The organism is Cryobacterium lyxosi (genome assembly GCF_004403345.1).
Lineage (GTDB): Bacteria > Actinomycetota > Actinomycetes > Actinomycetales > Microbacteriaceae > Cryobacterium > Cryobacterium lyxosi.
This window is the reverse complement of sequence record NZ_SOGT01000012.1, coordinates 383,001-399,127: the sequence shown is the minus strand read 5'-3', so window position 1 is coordinate 399,127 and position 16,127 is coordinate 383,001. Positions and strand designations below refer to the sequence as shown.

The following is a 16,127-nucleotide window of genomic DNA, read 5'->3' as shown; positions in this document are numbered from 1 at the left end:
TAATTTACGGCGAGGACTGCTGTTACCACTAACCTCATATATCTTCACCGGCGGTGTGATCGCCAAGACGCGGATTGGAAGAGCAGCGTGGATCTTTACGAGTACCAAGCGAGAGACCTTTTTGAGGAATATGGTGTGCCGGTTCTGCCGGGCATCATCGCGGACACCCCCGCCGAAGTACGCGCAGCGGCCGAGAAGCTCGGTGGCGTTGTCGTGGTCAAGGCGCAGGTCAAGGTCGGCGGCCGCGGCAAGGCCGGCGGCGTCAAGGTAGCCAAGACTCCGGATGACGCCGAGGCCGCTGGCCAGGGCATCCTGGGCCTCGACATCAAGGGCCACACCGTTCACCGCGTCATGGTGGCCGGTGGAGCTCGTATCAAGGCGGAGTTCTACTTCTCCGTCCTACTGGACCGCTCCAACCGGTCCTACCTGTCGCTCGCCAGCTACGAGGGTGGCGTGGAGATCGAAGTTCTCGCCGTCGAGAAGCCCGAAGCGCTCGCCTACACGGCCATCGATCCCTCGGTCGGCATCGACCTCGCCGTGGCGAAGCAGATCGCTATCGACGCCAAGTTCCCGGCCGAGCTCGTCGACAAGGTCGCCCCGGTCTTCGTCAAGCTCTACAACGTATTCAAGGGTGAAGACGCGACCCTGGTCGAGGTCAACCCGCTGGTGCTCACCGAAGAGGGCGACATCATCGCGCTCGACGGTAAGGTCACTCTCGATGAGAACGCCGATTTCCGTCACCCGAAGCACGCTCTTCTCGAGGACGCCGCTGCGGCCGACCCGCTCGAAGCCAAAGCCAAGGCTGCCGGCCTCAACTACGTCAAGCTCGACGGTGAAGTCGGCATCATCGGCAACGGGGCGGGGCTCGTCATGAGCACCCTCGACGTCGTCGCCTACGCCGGCGAGAATTTCGGCAGCGTCAAGCCGGCCAACTTTCTCGACATCGGGGGCGGAGCCTCCGCTGAGGTGATGGCCGCCGGCCTCGACGTTATTTTGGGCGACCCGCAGGTCAAGAGCGTTTTCGTCAACGTCTTCGGTGGCATCACCGCGTGTGACGCCGTCGCCAAGGGCATCGTGGGTGCGCTCGCCGAGCTCGGTTCGAGCGCCAACAAGCCGCTCGTTGTTCGCCTCGACGGCAACAACGTCGAGGAGGGTCGTCGCATCCTCGCCGAGGCGAACCACCCGCTCGTAACACTGGCCGCCACCATGGACGAGGGCGCCGCCAAGGCCGCCGAACTCGCCCACGCAGCGAAGTAAGGGACAACCACGCATGTCAATCTTCCTCAACAAGGACTCCAAGGTCATCGTTCAGGGCATCACCGGAGGTGAGGGCACCAAGCACACCGCCCTCATGCTCAAGGCCGGTACCCAGGTCGTCGGTGGCGTCAACGCCCGCAAGGCCGGTACCACCGTCGTGCACGGCACCGTCGAGCTGCCCGTTTTCGGCACGGTCGCCGAGGCCGTCGAGAAGACCGGCGCCGACGTGTCGATCATCTTCGTGCCGCCGGTGTTCACCAAGGACGCCGTCATCGAAGCGATCGATGCCGAGATTCCGTTGCTCGTCATCATCACCGAGGGTGTTCCCGTGCAGGACTCGGCCGAGTTCTGGGCCTACGCCATCAAAAAAGGCAACAAGACCCGCATCATCGGCCCGAACTGCCCCGGCATCATCACGCCCGGTGAGGCACTCGTCGGCATCACGCCGGCGAACATCACGGTCAAGGGCCCGGTCGGGCTCGTCTCCAAGTCGGGTACCCTCACCTACCAGATGATGTACGAACTGCGCGACCTCGGCTTCTCCACCGCGATCGGTATCGGTGGCGACCCCATCATCGGCACCACGCACATCGATGCCCTCGAGGCCTTCGAGAACGACCCGGAGACCAAGGCGATCGTCATGATCGGCGAAATCGGCGGCGACGCTGAAGAGAAGGCCGCCGAGTACATCAAGGCGCACGTCACGAAGCCGGTCATCGGCTACGTGGCCGGTTTCACCGCCCCCGAGGGTAAGACCATGGGCCACGCCGGCGCCATCGTCTCCGACGGAGCCGGAACCGCTCAGGGCAAGAAGGAAGCCCTCGAAGCCGCCGGAGTCAAGGTAGGCAAGACGCCGAGCGAGGCTGCGAACCTGCTGCGTGAGGCACTCGCCGCACTGTAATTCACTGTCGGAAGGGGCTCGCCGAAATTTCGGCGGGCCCTTTCTGCATGGGTGGGCGCGTGCTGGTGAGCATTATCGGCCCGGCGATATAGGCTCGCAACGGATGAACCGCATAACGACCGCCCTGCTCGCCGCTCTCGAGGCTCTACTTATCGTTGCCATTGGCATCGGTATCGCGATGGTGCCGCTCACCGTGCTCTGGGCCGCCCACTTCGGCCTCTCTGTGGAATGGTTCGTCTTCTGGCGCGCTGCCGCTGATATCTGGTTGCTCGGCAACGGCGTCGACCTCACGGTGCAGCTTGGCCCTGACGTCGCCGCTGCGCTCGCCCTGACCGGCGCAGACACCCCTTTTCTCATCTCGGTGGTGCCGCTCGGCTTCGCAATGCTCTCGGTGCTGATGGGCGTGCACACTGGCCGTCGCGCCGCCGAGACCCCGCACCTCGTCACCGGCGTCGGCGTCGCCGTGGGCACGTACGCAGTTCTCGCCGCGCTGGTGACCGTGTCCGCGGTGTCGGAAACGGTTGCGCCCAACCAACTGCAGGGGCTCGTGCTGCCGACGCTCATCTATGCTGCCGGGGTTCTGGTGGGGGCGGAACTGGGGCGGCGCAAGACCGCGGGGGCGGTGGTGGGCTTGGATCGGGTGAACCGCGGTATCCGCTCGGCCTACCAGCGGATACCGCACACCGGTCGCACCGTCATCGAGGGTGCACTGCGCGGTGGAACAGCCGCCGCCGCGGGCGTGCTGATCGTGTCGGCCGTGGCTGTTGCCGTGCTCATCGCGGTCAATTACGCGACCATTATCGGGCTCTATGAGGCGGTGCAGGCCGGTATCTTCGGCGGCGCTACCATCACCCTGGCGCAGCTCGCACTCATTCCCAACCTCGTTATCTGGGCTGCCGCGTGGTTCGTCGGGCCAGGCATCGCGCTCGGCGCTGGCACCACCGTCTCGCCGATCGGCACCGTCGTGGGAACCCTTCCCGGCCTGCCTCTGTTCGGCGCCCTCCCGCAGGGCACCCCGACGTACGGCTTTCTCGGGTTGCTTGCGCCCGTTCTGATCGGTTTCGTTTTCGCTGTCGTGACCCGGCAGTTTTTGGACCGCGCTGGGGTCCCCGAGAGAACCACGCGAGCACACGTTTTCACCGGCCTCGGCATGGGCGTCGTCGCCGGCACACTCCTCGGCCTGCTCGCCTGGTGGTCGGCCGGCGCGATGGGCCCGGGTCGACTGGTTCAGGTCGGGCCGAATCCGCTACTGGTCGGCGCGCTCGCCGCCGCCGAAATCGGCGTCGCTGCGGCACTCGGCATGCTCGCCGGCCGGGTACGGCTCCCCTCTCGGCGCTCCGCCAAACGGTAGGCTCAAGATCGTGCTGTCTATTGTCGTGCTGATCTCCGGTGGAGGATCCAACCTGCGAGCCCTGCTGGAAGCGTCAGAAGACGCCGAGTTTCCGGCACGAATCGTGGCGATCGGAGCTGATCGTGACGCCGACGGGCTCGAGCTCGGCGTCGAATTCGGTGTCCCCGCCTTCTCCGTCCCGTTCTCCTCTTTCGCTGACCGGGCGGCCTGGGGCGACGAACTGCTCGCGCAGATTCAGCAGTGGCAGCCCGACCTGGTTGTGCTCAGCGGCCTGATGCGGCTGCTGCCGCCGCGCGTGGTCGCCGCCCTGTCGCCAAACCTGATCAACACCCATCCCGCTTACTTGCCCGAGTTTCCGGGGGCGCACGCCGTGCGCGATGCCCTGGCCGCTGGCGCGGTTCGAACCGGAGCGAGCATCATCGTGGTCGACAACGGTGTCGACGCTGGCCCCATCCTGGTTCAGGAGCGCGTCGACGTTCTGACCGGCGACACCGAAGCTTCCCTGCAGAATCGCATCAAGATCGTCGAGCGGCGCCTACTCATCCAGGCTGTGCTCGACATCGCCAACGGACACATGAACCTCAAGGAGAACAGCAACGCATGATCGCTCACACCAGCGCGCCCAGCTCGTACCGTAACCGGGACCAGATCGTGATCGAGCGTGCGCTCATCTCCGTTAGCGACAAGACCGGACTGCTCGAGCTCGCCGCTGCACTGACAACCGGAGGCGTCGAAATTGTTTCCACCGGCTCCACCGCGGCCACCATTCGCGCCGCCGGCTACGACGTCACCGACGTCTTTTCGGTTACGGGCTTTCCGGAATCGCTCGACGGCCGGGTCAAGACCCTGCACCCCGGGGTGCACGCCGGCATCCTCGCCGACCTGCGCCTCGAAGCGCACGAAGCGCAGCTGACCGAGCTCGGCATCAAGGCCTTCCAGCTTGTCGTTGTCAACCTGTACCCCTTCGTCGAAACCGCCCTGAGCGACGCCGAACCGGCCGATGTGATCGAGCAGATCGACATCGGCGGACCGGCGCTCGTGCGGGCATCCGCTAAAAACCACGCCAACGTGGCCATCGTCGTCGACCCGGTCAACTACGGTGAGATCATCGAAGCCATGGCCGCGGGTGGCTCAACGCTCAAGCTGCGTCAGAAGCTCGCCTCGCTCGCCTTCGAGCACACCGCCGACTACGACCTGAGCGTTTCGGCCTGGTTCACCGAGAACGTCTACGACCAGTGGCAGGACGACACGGAGGCGCTCGATGAAGACGCCACCTTTGACGACGACGATGACGACGACGACGATGATGACGACGAGTCGCCGTTCCCCGAGGGGCTCGGCATCGAGGTCACTCGCGACGCGATCTTGCGCTACGGCGAGAACTCGCACCAGGCAGCCGCGCTCTACGTCGGGGACGGTGGCCGCGGCATCGCGCAAGCCCGGCAGCTGCACGGCAAAGAAATGTCGTACAACAACTACGTCGATGCGGATGCCGCGGTGCGCGCCGCCTTCGACTTCAGCGAGCCGGCCGTTGCGATTGTCAAGCACGCCAACCCCTGCGGCATCGCCATCGCCAAGCCCAATGCACCGGATCCCATCGCATCCGCCCACCTGCGCGCGCATGCCTGCGACCCAATCTCCGCGTTCGGCGGCGTGATCGCTGCGAACCGCGTGGTCACTCTGGGTATGGCCGAAACCATCAGCGAGATCTTCACCGAAGTGCTCGTCGCCCCCGGCTTTGAACCGTCAGCAGTGGAACTGCTCACCAAGAAGAAGAACATCCGCCTGCTTGAGCTGCCCGCCGACTATGAGCGTTCTTCGCTCGAACTGCACCAGATCTCCGGCGGCCTGCTCGTGCAGGAGACCGACAGCTTCGAAGACTTCAGCTCAAACGGTTGGACTCTCGTAGCGGGTCCCGAAGTGGATGCCGCCACCCGCGCCGATCTGGAATTCGCCTGGAAGTCCTGCCGCTCTGTGAAGTCGAACGCTATTCTGCTTGCGCACGCCGGGGCATCCGTCGGGGTAGGTATGGGCCAGGTCAACCGGGTCGACTCCTGTCACCTCGCCGTGAGCCGCGCCGGCGAACGGGCCGCGGGTTCGGTCGCCGCGTCGGATGCGTTCTTCCCCTTCGCCGACGGCCTCGAAGTGCTGCTCGACGCTGGCATCGCCGCCGTCGTGCAGCCCGGCGGATCGGTGCGCGACCCCGAGGTCATCGCCGCAGCCACCGCGGCGGGTGTCTCGATGTACTTCACGGGAGAGCGCCACTTCTTCCACTAGGTTTCCACCCACGAAAAGCACCTTCGACGTTGAATCGGGGGTGCTTTTTGGGTAGTCCGCACGCCCACCGGTTATCCTGAACGCGGCGGTGCCACACACCGGCGCCGCCACACTCGGCCCACAAGGCCCGAAACAACGGAGTTTCCATGACCCTCACGCACCCGGCAGCAGCCCTCGATTCCCTCGCGCAGATTCCACTTTCCCATGAAAAAGTATTGATCGAAACGGGAAAACGATCTGGGCTGATGATCACGGTGGCCATCCACTCGACTCGTCTCGGCCAGGCCCTCGGCGGCGCGCGCCTCTGGCAGTACGCAAGCTGGACCGACGCGGTCGCCGACGCCCTGCGCCTCTCCGCGGCCATGACCCTGAAAAACGCGGCCGCCGGTCTCAACCGCGGCGGTGGTAAGTGCGTCATCTATCTGCCGCTCGGCACGGTGCTGACCGACGCCGGGAAGCGGCTGGCCATGCTCGACCTCGGCGATGCCATCGAGAGCATGAAAGGCGCGTACATGACGGCCGAAGACGTCGGAACGAGCGCCGAGCTCATGGCCATCGTGGCCGAACGCACGAGCCACGTCTGCGGGCTGCCTGCCGCGAGCGGCGGCGTCGGCGAGCCAGCGGATGCCACAGCGGCCGGCGTGTACGCGAGCATCGAATCCACCCTGGAGGCGCTGTTCGGCAGTCGCGAGGTGCGCGGCCGCCACCTGGTGATCTCGGGCCTCGGCCAGGTTGGTGGCCGCGTTGCAACGGCCGCCGCTGCTGCTGGCGCCACCCTCACCGTCACCGACATCAACCCCGACAAGCGCGCCCTCGCCGATGAACTCGGCGCCCGTTGGGTGCCGGTCGCTGATGCGCACCGGGTGCATGCCGATCTGTTCGTGCCGTGCGGCCTCGGTGGTGTGCTGACATCCGCCGTGATCGCGGAGTTGAACGTGCTCGGCATCTGCGGCGCAGCCAACAACCAGCTTGAGAATCCGGCCGGCGCCGCCCAGTTAAATGCGCGGGGCATTCTCTGGGCGCCCGATTTCGTCGTCAACGCCGGCGGCGTCGTCTACCTTGACCTGGCGAGCGAACCGAACGCCGATCGCGCCAAGATCACCGAGCGCGTTGCGGGCATCGGGTCCGTGCTCACGCAGATCTTCACGGATGCCAGCGCGAGCGAGATCACGACCCTCGCGGCCGCCGAACTGCTCGCCGTGACCCGCCTGAACGCCGCCAGCTAGGCTGCTCACGGCAGGAACAAGGTTTATTCGCGCAGGTCGACCGGGATGGTGGGCACAACGCGGGCGGCCACACGACGCTCCTTCAGCGTGGTGCGACCGGCCTTGGCCAGCTCGGTGAGGATCGGAATTCCGGAAAGCAGAATGATGCCGATGATGAAGTACTCGGAGTACGCCTCGACAAACGCGATCTGACCGAGGAAGAAACCGATCAGGGTGAGGCCGACGCCCCAGGCGAAGGCGCCAATCGCGTTGTAGGTCACAAAGCTGCGGTAGCGCATCTTGCCGACGCCCGCGGCAACCGGCACGAAGGCACGGAAGACCGGCAGAAAACGGGCCAGAATGATGGACTTACCGCCGTGCTTGGCGAAAAAGGCGTTGGTGCGCTCGACATTCTTCGGGTTGAAGAACCGGTTCTTCTCACGCGAGAACACTGCGGGACCGGCCTTGCGGCCAATGACGTAGGCGAGCTGGTCACCGGCGAATGCGGCCACGAACACGACCAGGCAGGTCACCCAGATAGGCAGCGGCACGACGCCGGTCGCGGTAAGCAGTCCGACGGTGAACAGCAGCGAATCGCCCGGGAGGAACGACAACACGATGAAACCGGTCTCGACGAACACGATAACGGCGACGCCCAGCAGCACGAATGATCCAAACGAGTGGATCAGCCACTCAGAGTCGAGAAAATCGATTCCGAACAGGGTGGGCAGCATGAAGAATCCTTCCAACAAGCGAGCGCGGGGCATGGCCATGCCAACGAGAGGCGCAGACTCCAGACTACGGGACGTGATGCTGGGATATGCGGGGGTGTCCGGGCTCGACGCAGGCATGCCCGCCCGGCGAGCGGATGCTCCCGGTTCAGAAAATACTTGTGTTCTGCCCCCGTTTCCCAATATTCTGAAAGGCTGCCTGTTCCGGGGGCATGTGACAGACATACTTGAGGCGCCCAGGAGGCAGACATGACAAAGACAGCACCGATCACGCTCGCAACGGCTGCGAACCACGGCGCTTCCTTTGGCGCTTCTTTCCCTGCCCGCCTCACCACCCGCGCCGCCGCCGTGGTGACCTGCGCCGGCTAGTTTCGCAGTTGCTCATCAGGGCAGGCACTCAGCATGTGTGCCCGTGAGCCAACTCAGCCGCGCTTTACCGCCGCGCCTTACCGCCGCGCAGGGCACCTCACCACTGCGGTACGTTCTCGTTGGCACTGCCAGCCCATTTTCGGCACGCTATCGGCGACCAGAATCATCCCCTGCCCGGCGCAACCCGAGGCGCGGCCGCACCACAATCAGGACTGGACCATGACCACCACCGCATCGAAGGCACCGCCGCCGCCCACCAATGACGCCCCAGTACGCAGCAACACCTTTCGCAGCCTGCAACGGCTCCACCCCTACGCCAAACCGGCCCTGCCGCGCATCTACTGCGGCATGGTCGCGGCGCTTCTTGCCGGTCTCGTGGCCCTGGCCATACCGCAGGTGCTGGCCTGGCTCGTCGACGGCCCGCTCAGCGCGGTAGGGAACGGCGACAGCGCCGTACAAATCTGGCCAGCCGTGTGGATGGTTCTCGGACTCGGTGTGCTCGAGGCGATCATGATCGCCCTGCGCCGCTGGTTCGTACTCACCCCGGGCACTCACATCGAGGCGCGCATGCGCAACCATCTCTATGCCCGGCTGCAGGACCTGCCGGTGAGCTTTCACGACCGCTGGCCGAGCGGGCAGCTGCTCTCGCGCGCGGTGAGCGACCTCAACCTCATTCGCCGCTGGGTGTCGTTCGGGCTCGTGCTGCTCGTGGTCAACTTCCTCACAATCGTCGTCGGCGTCGTCATTCTGCTCTGGATGCATTGGCTCCTCGGCGTGATTTTCGTGGTCTGCTCGATTCCGATCTGGATCTACGGCTACGTCTTCGAGGAGAAGTACTCCGTGATCGCCCGGCGCAGCCAGGACCAGGCCGGTGACCTCGCAACCGCCGTCGAAGAGTCCGTGCACGGAATTCGCGTGCTCAAAGCGTTCGGCCGCGGGTCGTTCGCGCTGAAGAACTTCGCCTCGCAGGCGGAAAGCCTGCGCGGCACCGAGATTGAGAAGGCCCGCGCCATTGCGGGCATCTGGCTCTGGTTGCTGCTCGTGCCCGACGTTGCATTCGCGTTCTGCCTCGTGGTCGGCGTCTGGCTCACCAGCCAGGACGACCTGAGCAGCGGCGAGCTGCTGGCCTTCTTCGCCACCGCCACCGTGCTGCGGTTTCCCGTGGAATCGATCGGGTTCCTGCTCTCGATGACCTTCGACGCGCGCACTGCGACCGACCGCTTCTTCGACATTCTCGACACCCCGAACGAGATCACCGACCCGAAGGAACCGGCCACCGTGGCGGCACCGCTCGGCCGGCTCGCGTTCGATAACGTGCATTTTCGCTACCCGGACTCGCCCGAGCGCTTTCCTGACCTGCTCAACGGCATCGACCTCGTTCTCGAGCCGGGGGAGACCATGGCGCTCGTCGGCCTCACTGGAAGCGGCAAGTCCACACTCACGGCCCTCACCACCCGGCTGTATGACGTGACTGCGGGCGCCGTGACGCTCGACGGTGTCGACGTGCGGGCGCTGCGCCGCGAGGAACTGCGCAGCCACCTCGCGATGGCATTCGAGGATGCCACCTTGTTCTCGGCATCCGTTCGTGACAACGTTCTGCTCGGTCGCGCCGACCTGGCCGACAGCAGCCCCGAAGCGGATGCCGTACTCGCGCAGGCCCTACAGATCGCGCAGGCCGATTTCGTGCACGACTTGCCCCTCGGCGTCGACACCCTCGTCGGCGAAGAGGGAATGAGCCTGTCCGGCGGGCAGCGGCAGCGTCTGGCGCTTGCCCGCGCGGTCGCGGCGCGGCCATCCGTTCTCATTCTCGACGATCCGCTGTCGGCGCTCGATGTGAACACCGAATCGCTCGTGGAGAACGCGCTGCGCGAGGTGCTCGTCGACACCACAGCGCTCATCGTGGCGCACCGACCATCAACGGTCATGCTCGCCGACCGCGTGGCACTGCTCGAAGACGGCCGCATCACCGCCGTCGGAACGCACTCCGAGCTACTGCGCACCAGCGCGCACTACACCTTCGTCATCTCCAGCCTCGAAGACGAAGAACGCAGAGAATCGAACCGAGCGGAGGAAAAGCTGTGACCGTCAGTGGTGTCAAGGGCGAGGAACGCCATAACTTCACCAAGGCCGAGAGCAAGCAGATTCGCGCGCGTTCGCTGCGGCTGCTCGGCTCGCTCCTCTTGCCGGTGCGGGCCAAGGTCGTGCTCGCCATGCTCATGGTGGTTGTCTCGACTGCCGCCCAGGTCTCCGGTCCAGCGCTGATTGCCTTCGGCATCGACCGCGGCTTGCCCGCGCTGCTGGAGCAGGATTGGCTGCCGCTGGCTGCGACCGGCGGCGTTTATCTCGTGGCCGGGGTGCTGGGCGCGTTGCTGATCGCCTGGTATACCGTGCTGTCGGCCCGCATCAGCCAGGCCGTGCTGATCGACCTGCGCAAGCGGGTATTTTTGCACACGCAGAAGCTCAGCCTCGAATTTCACGAGTCGTATACCTCCGGCCGCATCATCTCGCGCCAGACCAGTGACCTCGATGCCATACGCGAACTGCTTGATTCCGGCATCAACCAGCTGGTGCAGGGCATCCTCTATATGTCGTTCACCGCGATCGCCCTGGTGTTGCTCGACGGCACCAGTGGACTCGTGCTGCTCGGCGCCGTGCTTCCGCTCGTCATTCTCACGCGCTGGTTCCAGGTGCGCTCGCAGAGTCTGTTCCGGCAGTCGCGGGTCGCGTCGGCGAGCCTGATCGTGCGTTTCGTCGAGACGATGACCGGCATCCGCGCGGTGAAGGCGTTTCGCACCGAGAAGCACAACGAGACCGTATTCGGCAAGCTCGTCGAAAGCTACCGCATGGTCAACGCGCGCGTCATCCAGCTGTTCGGGGTGTTCGACCCTGGGCTCGTGCTGATCGGCAACGTGACGGTCGCGGCCGTGTTGCTGGTCAACGGTTTTCGGGTCGCTGACGGCCAGCTGGCCATCGGAGCGCTGCTCGCGACGCTGCTCTACACCCGCCGGTTCTTCGACCCGATGGAGGAGATGGCGATGTTCTACAACTCCTACCAGTCGGCCGCTGCGGCGCTTGAGAAGATCTCCGGCGTGCTCGAGGAGCGCCCTGGCGTGCCCGATCCAGTCGCCCCGGTGGACCTCTGGGAGGCTCATGGTCGGGTGCGGTTCGACAACGTGCAGTTCGCGTATCAGGCGGATCGGGAGATCCTGCCGCACTTCGACCTCGATATTCCGGCCGGGCAGACCATCGCTCTGGTCGGGTCGACCGGAGCCGGTAAGTCGACGCTCGCCAAGCTGATGAGCCGGTTCTACGACCCGACGGATGGCCAGGTTCGGCTCGATGACGTAGACCTGCGTGACCTGCACCCCAAAGACCTGCGGCGCGCGATCGTCATGGTCACCCAGGAGGCCTACCTGTTCAGCGGTTCGGTCGCCGAGAACATCGCAATCGGCAAACCGGATGCCTCGGCGCAGCAAATTTGCGCTGCCGCGGCTGCCGTCGGTGCTCACGAATTCATCGAGAATCTTCCGAATGGCTATGACACCGATGTGAACAAGCGTGGCGGGCGCGTGTCAGCCGGACAACGCCAGTTGATCTCGTTTGCGCGCGCTTTTCTCGCCAACCCGGCGGTGCTCATCCTCGATGAGGCCACATCGTCGCTCGACATCCCGAGCGAACGGCTCGTGCAGGAGGCGTTGCAAACCCTGCTCGCTGATCGCACGGCCGTGATCATCGCCCACCGCCTGTCGACGGTCGCGATCGCCGATCGGGTGCTCGTGATGGAACACGGTCGCATCGTGGAGGACGGAACCCCGAATGACCTCATTTCGGGAACCGGCCGTTTCGCGACCATGCACGCCGCCTGGCGCGAGTCTCTCGTGTAGCCACTCCAGGGAGACGGCGAGCGTCTTCGTCGCTCCCGGAAACGGACCATTCTCGGACCACGACGGTCGTGCACATCGAACGTCGGGTTCGGTAGTCCTCGTGCCGATGACCCGGTTGCGGGTTGTCCCCGGCGACCTGTTCGAGACCGCCGTTTCGTGACCCGCAGGTGTGCTCAGCGCTAGCGGCAGGTGAACCGTGCGGGTGGACGTCTAGTCTTCGTAGTCGCCATCCCGCTTCGTCCACGACGGAACCAATTCGTCACTTTCGGAACGAGGGACGAGGTGAAAATGAGCATGGAAGACTGTCTGCCACCCAGCCGATCGGTTGGACTGAAACAACGTCAGCCCGTCGGGTTGTAGGCGGTCTTCCAGTCGCCGAGCCACCCGTTGCAAGCCCACTCCGAGACACGCAGCCATGTCGGGGTGCAGATCCCACAGATATTTCACATGCTGCTTCGGCACCACAAGGGTGGTCACAACACGGTGACAGATATTGCATGCAACATGAACGGATCCGGACCTCTAATTCGGAGGCGTCGCTCGCCGCCTCGAACGGTCGGAGCGTACGCCGCTGCGGCACGGGCGCCGGAATGACCAACAGCTCGAGCGCCACGCACGCAAGGGGAACCCTCCGCGGGACAGTGCACCTCAACTTGCCGCAGATGTTGTCGAGCGGCGGTCTACCGCGATTCCGGCCGGGCGGCCAGAGACGAACTTGCGCAGTAACGTGTTGACGCTCTCAATCTCAACAGCAGTCATCGATTGCTCGATGAAGCTATGAAGTACGGCTTCGACGCCCCGAATACTGACTTCTTTCTCCCGACCGGTATCCGTCAGGGAGAGGATCACTCGGCGCCGGTCGTCGAGCGCTGGTATCCGCTCGAGCAGGCTCGCGGTCACCAGACCATCCACCAGACGGCTGGGGCTGCCGGTTTCACAAACAAGCAACACTCCGAGGTCGACCAAGGAAAGAGGACCGTGATCGGCCACCACCCGAATCACCTCAGCTTGGGATGGTGATACACCGAGGGGGCGAAGCAGATCGAGAAGGATCCGGTTGCCGTCACGTTGGGCTGCGAGAACGAGATATCGCAGCTCTTCGGATGCATTCATGATGCGCTGAATTCGGCCGAATCGCGAACCCCTTGGACGCTGTCGACGAAGGTGCGGATGGCGTTCGAATACAGGGTGGGATGAGTGAAGCGGAACATGTGACCCGTTTGGGGCAACACGATCTCCGACGAGCCGCGAATGCCGTCAAGCAGTTGGCGCGCAGCTTCCGCGCCGACCAGTCGGTCATCTGCTGGCGTCAGCACGAGCGTTGGTACATCAACTCGTGCCAGGTCGTTGATCATATTGAAGCGGGTGATGGACGTCACTCGCGCCGTGTAGCTCGATCGCGGAGTGTTCTGCACAAAGAGGTCTCGGTAGTCGTTTTGAGTGTGCGGTACTTCTGCCTCGGCGTCGAAGTGTGAAGCGAGCTGGAAGGCGTGAAACCGCAGCGTGCCGTGCCCGTAGACGGCGCCATTGGCGAACCTCGACAGTTTCGCGGCGATGCCCTTCCATCTCGGGAGCGGGTTTGCGGCGAAGCCTCCGGAAAGCACGAGTCCCACAAGGCCTGCCGGCTGCCGGGCGGCGAGGGCAAGGCTAATGACGGCGCCGAACGAATCTCCCACCAGAACGTACGACGTGAGACCGTGAACCTGTTCAGCCAGGGCAGTGGCGTAACTTTCAACGTCAGCAACGTCCTCTGGCAGTCGCATTGTGCGCGCTGGAAGACCAACGAGACCGGGGAGCGCGGCTAAGTCCCACGGCGCACCCGAAAAGCACGGCACGCACACGATTGTCGGGAGAACTGTCCCACCGAGATTAGATAATGCATCATTGAATGACATGTCATTAATGTAGCGCACAGCGACAGCCGGATAGCCAATGGCTTCTCCAGTCGAGTCGGTCAGCTCAATCGGGCACGGGACTGAGGGGATCAGCGGGACTGAGGGGACCAACGGGACCGAGGGGCTCGGGGGAGCCGGGGGCGAGTGGATCCGGGGCAGGTTCCTTGAGTTCCACGAAAATGGTATGCGTGGCCGTTTCTCCGATGTTCGCACCGGCATGCTCCTGGGCGGGGAGCCACCGAGCCACGCCCTCCGGGAGCTCAAGGTCGACGGATCGACCATCGGTAGTCAGCCGCCGGGTGAAGGCCGTGAGGGTGAACATGACGCTGTCCGGGTGCCGATGCGGCGTTGTTTCGTCGCCGGGCCGGTCGAGGTACTCGAGCACCCGCACCCGCTCGTTTTCAAAGATCACCCGATAGAACTGCGGGTTGGTAACGACCGGATCGCTCTGCATGTCAGCACGGTAGCACCGCGCCGAAGGCCTGCACAGCAAACCACAGTCGGGTCTTTGGTCACTGGTCAGGCGTGCGGAGGTGGGGCATGCTGGAATCGAACGTTCATTCCCGGGGCATAAACGTTTTCAGAAAGGCTGCCAGACGATGAGTAACCTGAATTCACCTACCCGACCCGCGCTGCCCCCTTCCGATTCAGCGCCCACAACTCCCGGTCGCGTACGGTCAGGGACAGGCCCGGGTGCGATCATCATGCTCGTTCTGGGCACGGTGCTGGGCATGGTCGGTGCTGGCATGCTGTCCGGGGGAACGTCGCTCGCCGTCGCCACGGCGGCCCAGGGAAATGATGGATACTTCACGTCGAAGGCCGAGACCTTCACGACCGATTCGTCCGCGATCACATCGCCGAATTTTGACATTGGCAGAGACTTCAATGTGCCGACCGGAGTCGGATTCAACCTGGCCACGCTGCGCTTGCAAGCCAGCAATGTCGCGACCGACCGGGACGTGTTCATCGGCATTGCGCCACGCGCCGACGTCGATGCGTACCTCGCCGACGTGAACCATAGCGAGCTGCGTGACGTGCAGACGTCACCGTTTCGGGTCGATTACCTCGACGTTCCCGGCACCCAAACGCCCCCCGCTCCCGCCGACCAGACTTTCTGGACCGAATCTGCAGCGGGCTCGGGAGCTCAGGAGATCATCTGGAAACCCGCCGCAGGCGACTGGTCGGTCGTGGTGATGAATGCCGACGCCAGGCCCGGAATCGCGGTGAACCTCGCAGCCGGCGTCCACACCGATCTGCTGGGGCCGATCAGCATGGGGCTCGTCCTGGGCGGTGGCATCCTTTTTCTGCTCGGTGTTCTTCTCGTCGTATTCGGTGCCATCGGCCTCGGGAGAAGGCTCACGCCGACGCCGGGCGCGCCCGGTGCTTTCGGTGATGCTGGCGCGCCAGTGCAGCCGCCCGCCTTCGGCCGAGTGGATGCGACAGGCCCGGTCGCCCCGCAGCGGGTCGCCCGGGCGGCGACCGCGCTACAGGCATCCGTTCTGGGCGCTTCTGACTCGGTCAAACCCGTGTATCCGTCAGCACTGACCGGGGACCTCGACCCTGTGCTGTCCCGTGGCCTGTGGCTGATCAAATGGCTGTTGGCCGTTCCGCACTTCGTACTGCTCGCCGGCCTGTGGTTCGCGTTCCTGGTCACGACGGTGGTGGCGGCGTTTGCGATTCTGTTCACCGGTCGCTACCCGCGTTCGATCTTTCATTTCAACGTGGGCGTGCTGCGGTGGAGCTGGCGCGTGTTGTTCTACGCCTATTCAGCCCTCGGTACCGACCGATACCCGCCATTCACCCTCGCGCGCACCGACTACCCCGCCGACTTCGACGTCGAATACCCCGAGCGACTGTCGCGCGGCCTCGTGCTCGTGAAGAGTTGGCTGCTCGCCATTCCGCACCTGGTGTTGCTCACGGTACTCGTCGGCGGCGGGGCGGCCGGGGCCTACCCCTGGCGAGGCGACGGCGGCGCGGGTGCTGGCGGAACCGACGGGGTGTCGCTCCTCGGCATTCTCGTCGTGGTCGCCGGGGTTATCCTGCTGTTCACCGGCCGGTATCAGCGGCCGCTGTTCAACGTCATCATGGGGGTCAACCGCTGGGTGTTTCGCGTCGTGACGTACACGGCGCTGCTGCGCGACGAATACCCGCCGTTCCGACTGGATCAGGGCCCGACCGAGCCTGCCACCGAAACCGCCGCTCAAACGCCCGCTGGGTCGACGCTGTAGACAGTGCCGGGCCGTTTGACTTGCCGCGG

The 16,127-nt window shown here is 64.7% G+C and carries 14 protein-coding genes; 9 read left to right on the top strand and 5 right to left on the bottom strand.

The genetic code is table 11. The features are described from left to right. Positions 1-87 precede the first annotated feature (87 nt). The 6 genes from sucC to E3T27_RS11575 all read left to right on the top strand — a co-directional run bounded on the left by sucC (position 88) and on the right by E3T27_RS11575 (position 7,012). Positions 88-1,257: an ADP-forming succinate--CoA ligase subunit beta gene (gene sucC / locus E3T27_RS11600; protein ID WP_104198407.1), complete on the top strand. Its 1,170-nt coding sequence runs from the start codon at positions 88-90 to the stop codon at positions 1,255-1,257. 13 nt (positions 1,258-1,270) lie between these two features. Continuing rightward, positions 1,271-2,158 carry a succinate--CoA ligase subunit alpha gene (gene sucD, locus E3T27_RS11595; protein ID WP_104198406.1) on the top strand — a complete coding sequence of 296 codons (888 nt, stop codon included), beginning with the start codon at positions 1,271-1,273 and terminating at the stop codon, positions 2,156-2,158. 103 nt (positions 2,159-2,261) lie between these two features. Continuing rightward, positions 2,262-3,509: a cell division protein PerM gene (locus E3T27_RS11590; protein WP_104198405.1), complete on the top strand. Its 1,248-nt coding sequence runs from the start codon at positions 2,262-2,264 to the stop codon at positions 3,507-3,509. 10 nt (positions 3,510-3,519) lie between these two features. Next, on the top strand, positions 3,520-4,113 hold the full coding sequence (purN, locus tag E3T27_RS11585; protein ID WP_104198404.1) for a phosphoribosylglycinamide formyltransferase: 594 nt from the start codon (positions 3,520-3,522) through the stop codon (positions 4,111-4,113). Further along, on the top strand, positions 4,110-5,786 hold the full coding sequence (purH, locus tag E3T27_RS11580) for a bifunctional phosphoribosylaminoimidazolecarboxamide formyltransferase/IMP cyclohydrolase (protein WP_134572894.1): 1,677 nt from the start codon (positions 4,110-4,112) through the stop codon (positions 5,784-5,786). Before purN ends, purH begins: the two co-directional genes overlap by 4 nt. A gap of 146 nt (positions 5,787-5,932) precedes the next feature. After that, positions 5,933-7,012, top strand: coding sequence for a Glu/Leu/Phe/Val dehydrogenase dimerization domain-containing protein (locus tag E3T27_RS11575; protein ID WP_134572892.1), 1,080 nt, complete (start codon positions 5,933-5,935; stop codon positions 7,010-7,012). Between the two features lie 23 nt (positions 7,013-7,035). On the opposite strand, the gene E3T27_RS11570 is transcribed toward E3T27_RS11575, so the two are convergent. Next, a complete protein-coding gene (locus tag E3T27_RS11570) occupies positions 7,036-7,758 on the bottom strand; it encodes a DedA family protein (RefSeq protein ID WP_104198521.1) in 723 nt (240 codons plus the stop codon). 552 nt (positions 7,759-8,310) lie between these two features. Here E3T27_RS11570 and E3T27_RS11565 point away from each other — a divergent pair. Together E3T27_RS11565 and E3T27_RS11560 are read left to right on the top strand one after the other, a co-directional pair. Further along, positions 8,311-10,173, top strand: a complete 1,863-nt coding sequence (locus E3T27_RS11565) for an ABC transporter ATP-binding protein (protein ID WP_134572890.1) — start codon at positions 8,311-8,313, stop codon at positions 10,171-10,173. Continuing rightward, positions 10,170-11,975, top strand: coding sequence for an ABC transporter ATP-binding protein (locus E3T27_RS11560; protein WP_134572888.1), 1,806 nt, complete (start codon positions 10,170-10,172; stop codon positions 11,973-11,975). The genes E3T27_RS11565 and E3T27_RS11560 overlap by 4 nt, the downstream gene beginning before the upstream one ends. Positions 11,976-12,185: 210 nt before the next feature. On the opposite strand, the gene E3T27_RS17365 is transcribed toward E3T27_RS11560, so the two are convergent. The 4 genes from E3T27_RS17365 to E3T27_RS11540 all read right to left on the bottom strand — a co-directional run bounded on the left by E3T27_RS17365 (position 12,186) and on the right by E3T27_RS11540 (position 14,324). Then, the gene (locus tag E3T27_RS17365) at positions 12,186-12,437 is read right to left on the bottom strand and encodes an HIT family protein (protein WP_420898065.1); all 252 of its coding nucleotides are present in this window, start codon (positions 12,435-12,437) and stop codon (positions 12,186-12,188) included. A 186-nt stretch (positions 12,438-12,623) separates the two neighbouring features. Then, positions 12,624-13,088, bottom strand: coding sequence for a MarR family winged helix-turn-helix transcriptional regulator (locus tag E3T27_RS11550; RefSeq protein WP_134572886.1), 465 nt, complete (start codon positions 13,086-13,088; stop codon positions 12,624-12,626). Beyond that, entirely contained in the window at positions 13,085-13,870 is a 786-nt protein-coding gene (locus tag E3T27_RS11545; RefSeq protein WP_134572884.1) for an alpha/beta fold hydrolase, read from the bottom strand. The genes E3T27_RS11550 and E3T27_RS11545 overlap by 4 nt, the downstream gene beginning before the upstream one ends. Positions 13,871-13,934: 64 nt before the next feature. After that, the gene (locus E3T27_RS11540) at positions 13,935-14,324 is read right to left on the bottom strand and encodes a cupin domain-containing protein (protein WP_134572882.1); all 390 of its coding nucleotides are present in this window, start codon (positions 14,322-14,324) and stop codon (positions 13,935-13,937) included. 145 nt (positions 14,325-14,469) lie between these two features. Between E3T27_RS11540 and E3T27_RS11535 the strand changes: the two genes are divergently transcribed. Beyond that, the gene (locus tag E3T27_RS11535; protein WP_134572880.1) at positions 14,470-16,098 is read left to right on the top strand and encodes a DUF4389 domain-containing protein; all 1,629 of its coding nucleotides are present in this window, start codon (positions 14,470-14,472) and stop codon (positions 16,096-16,098) included. Positions 16,099-16,127 lie beyond the last annotated feature (29 nt).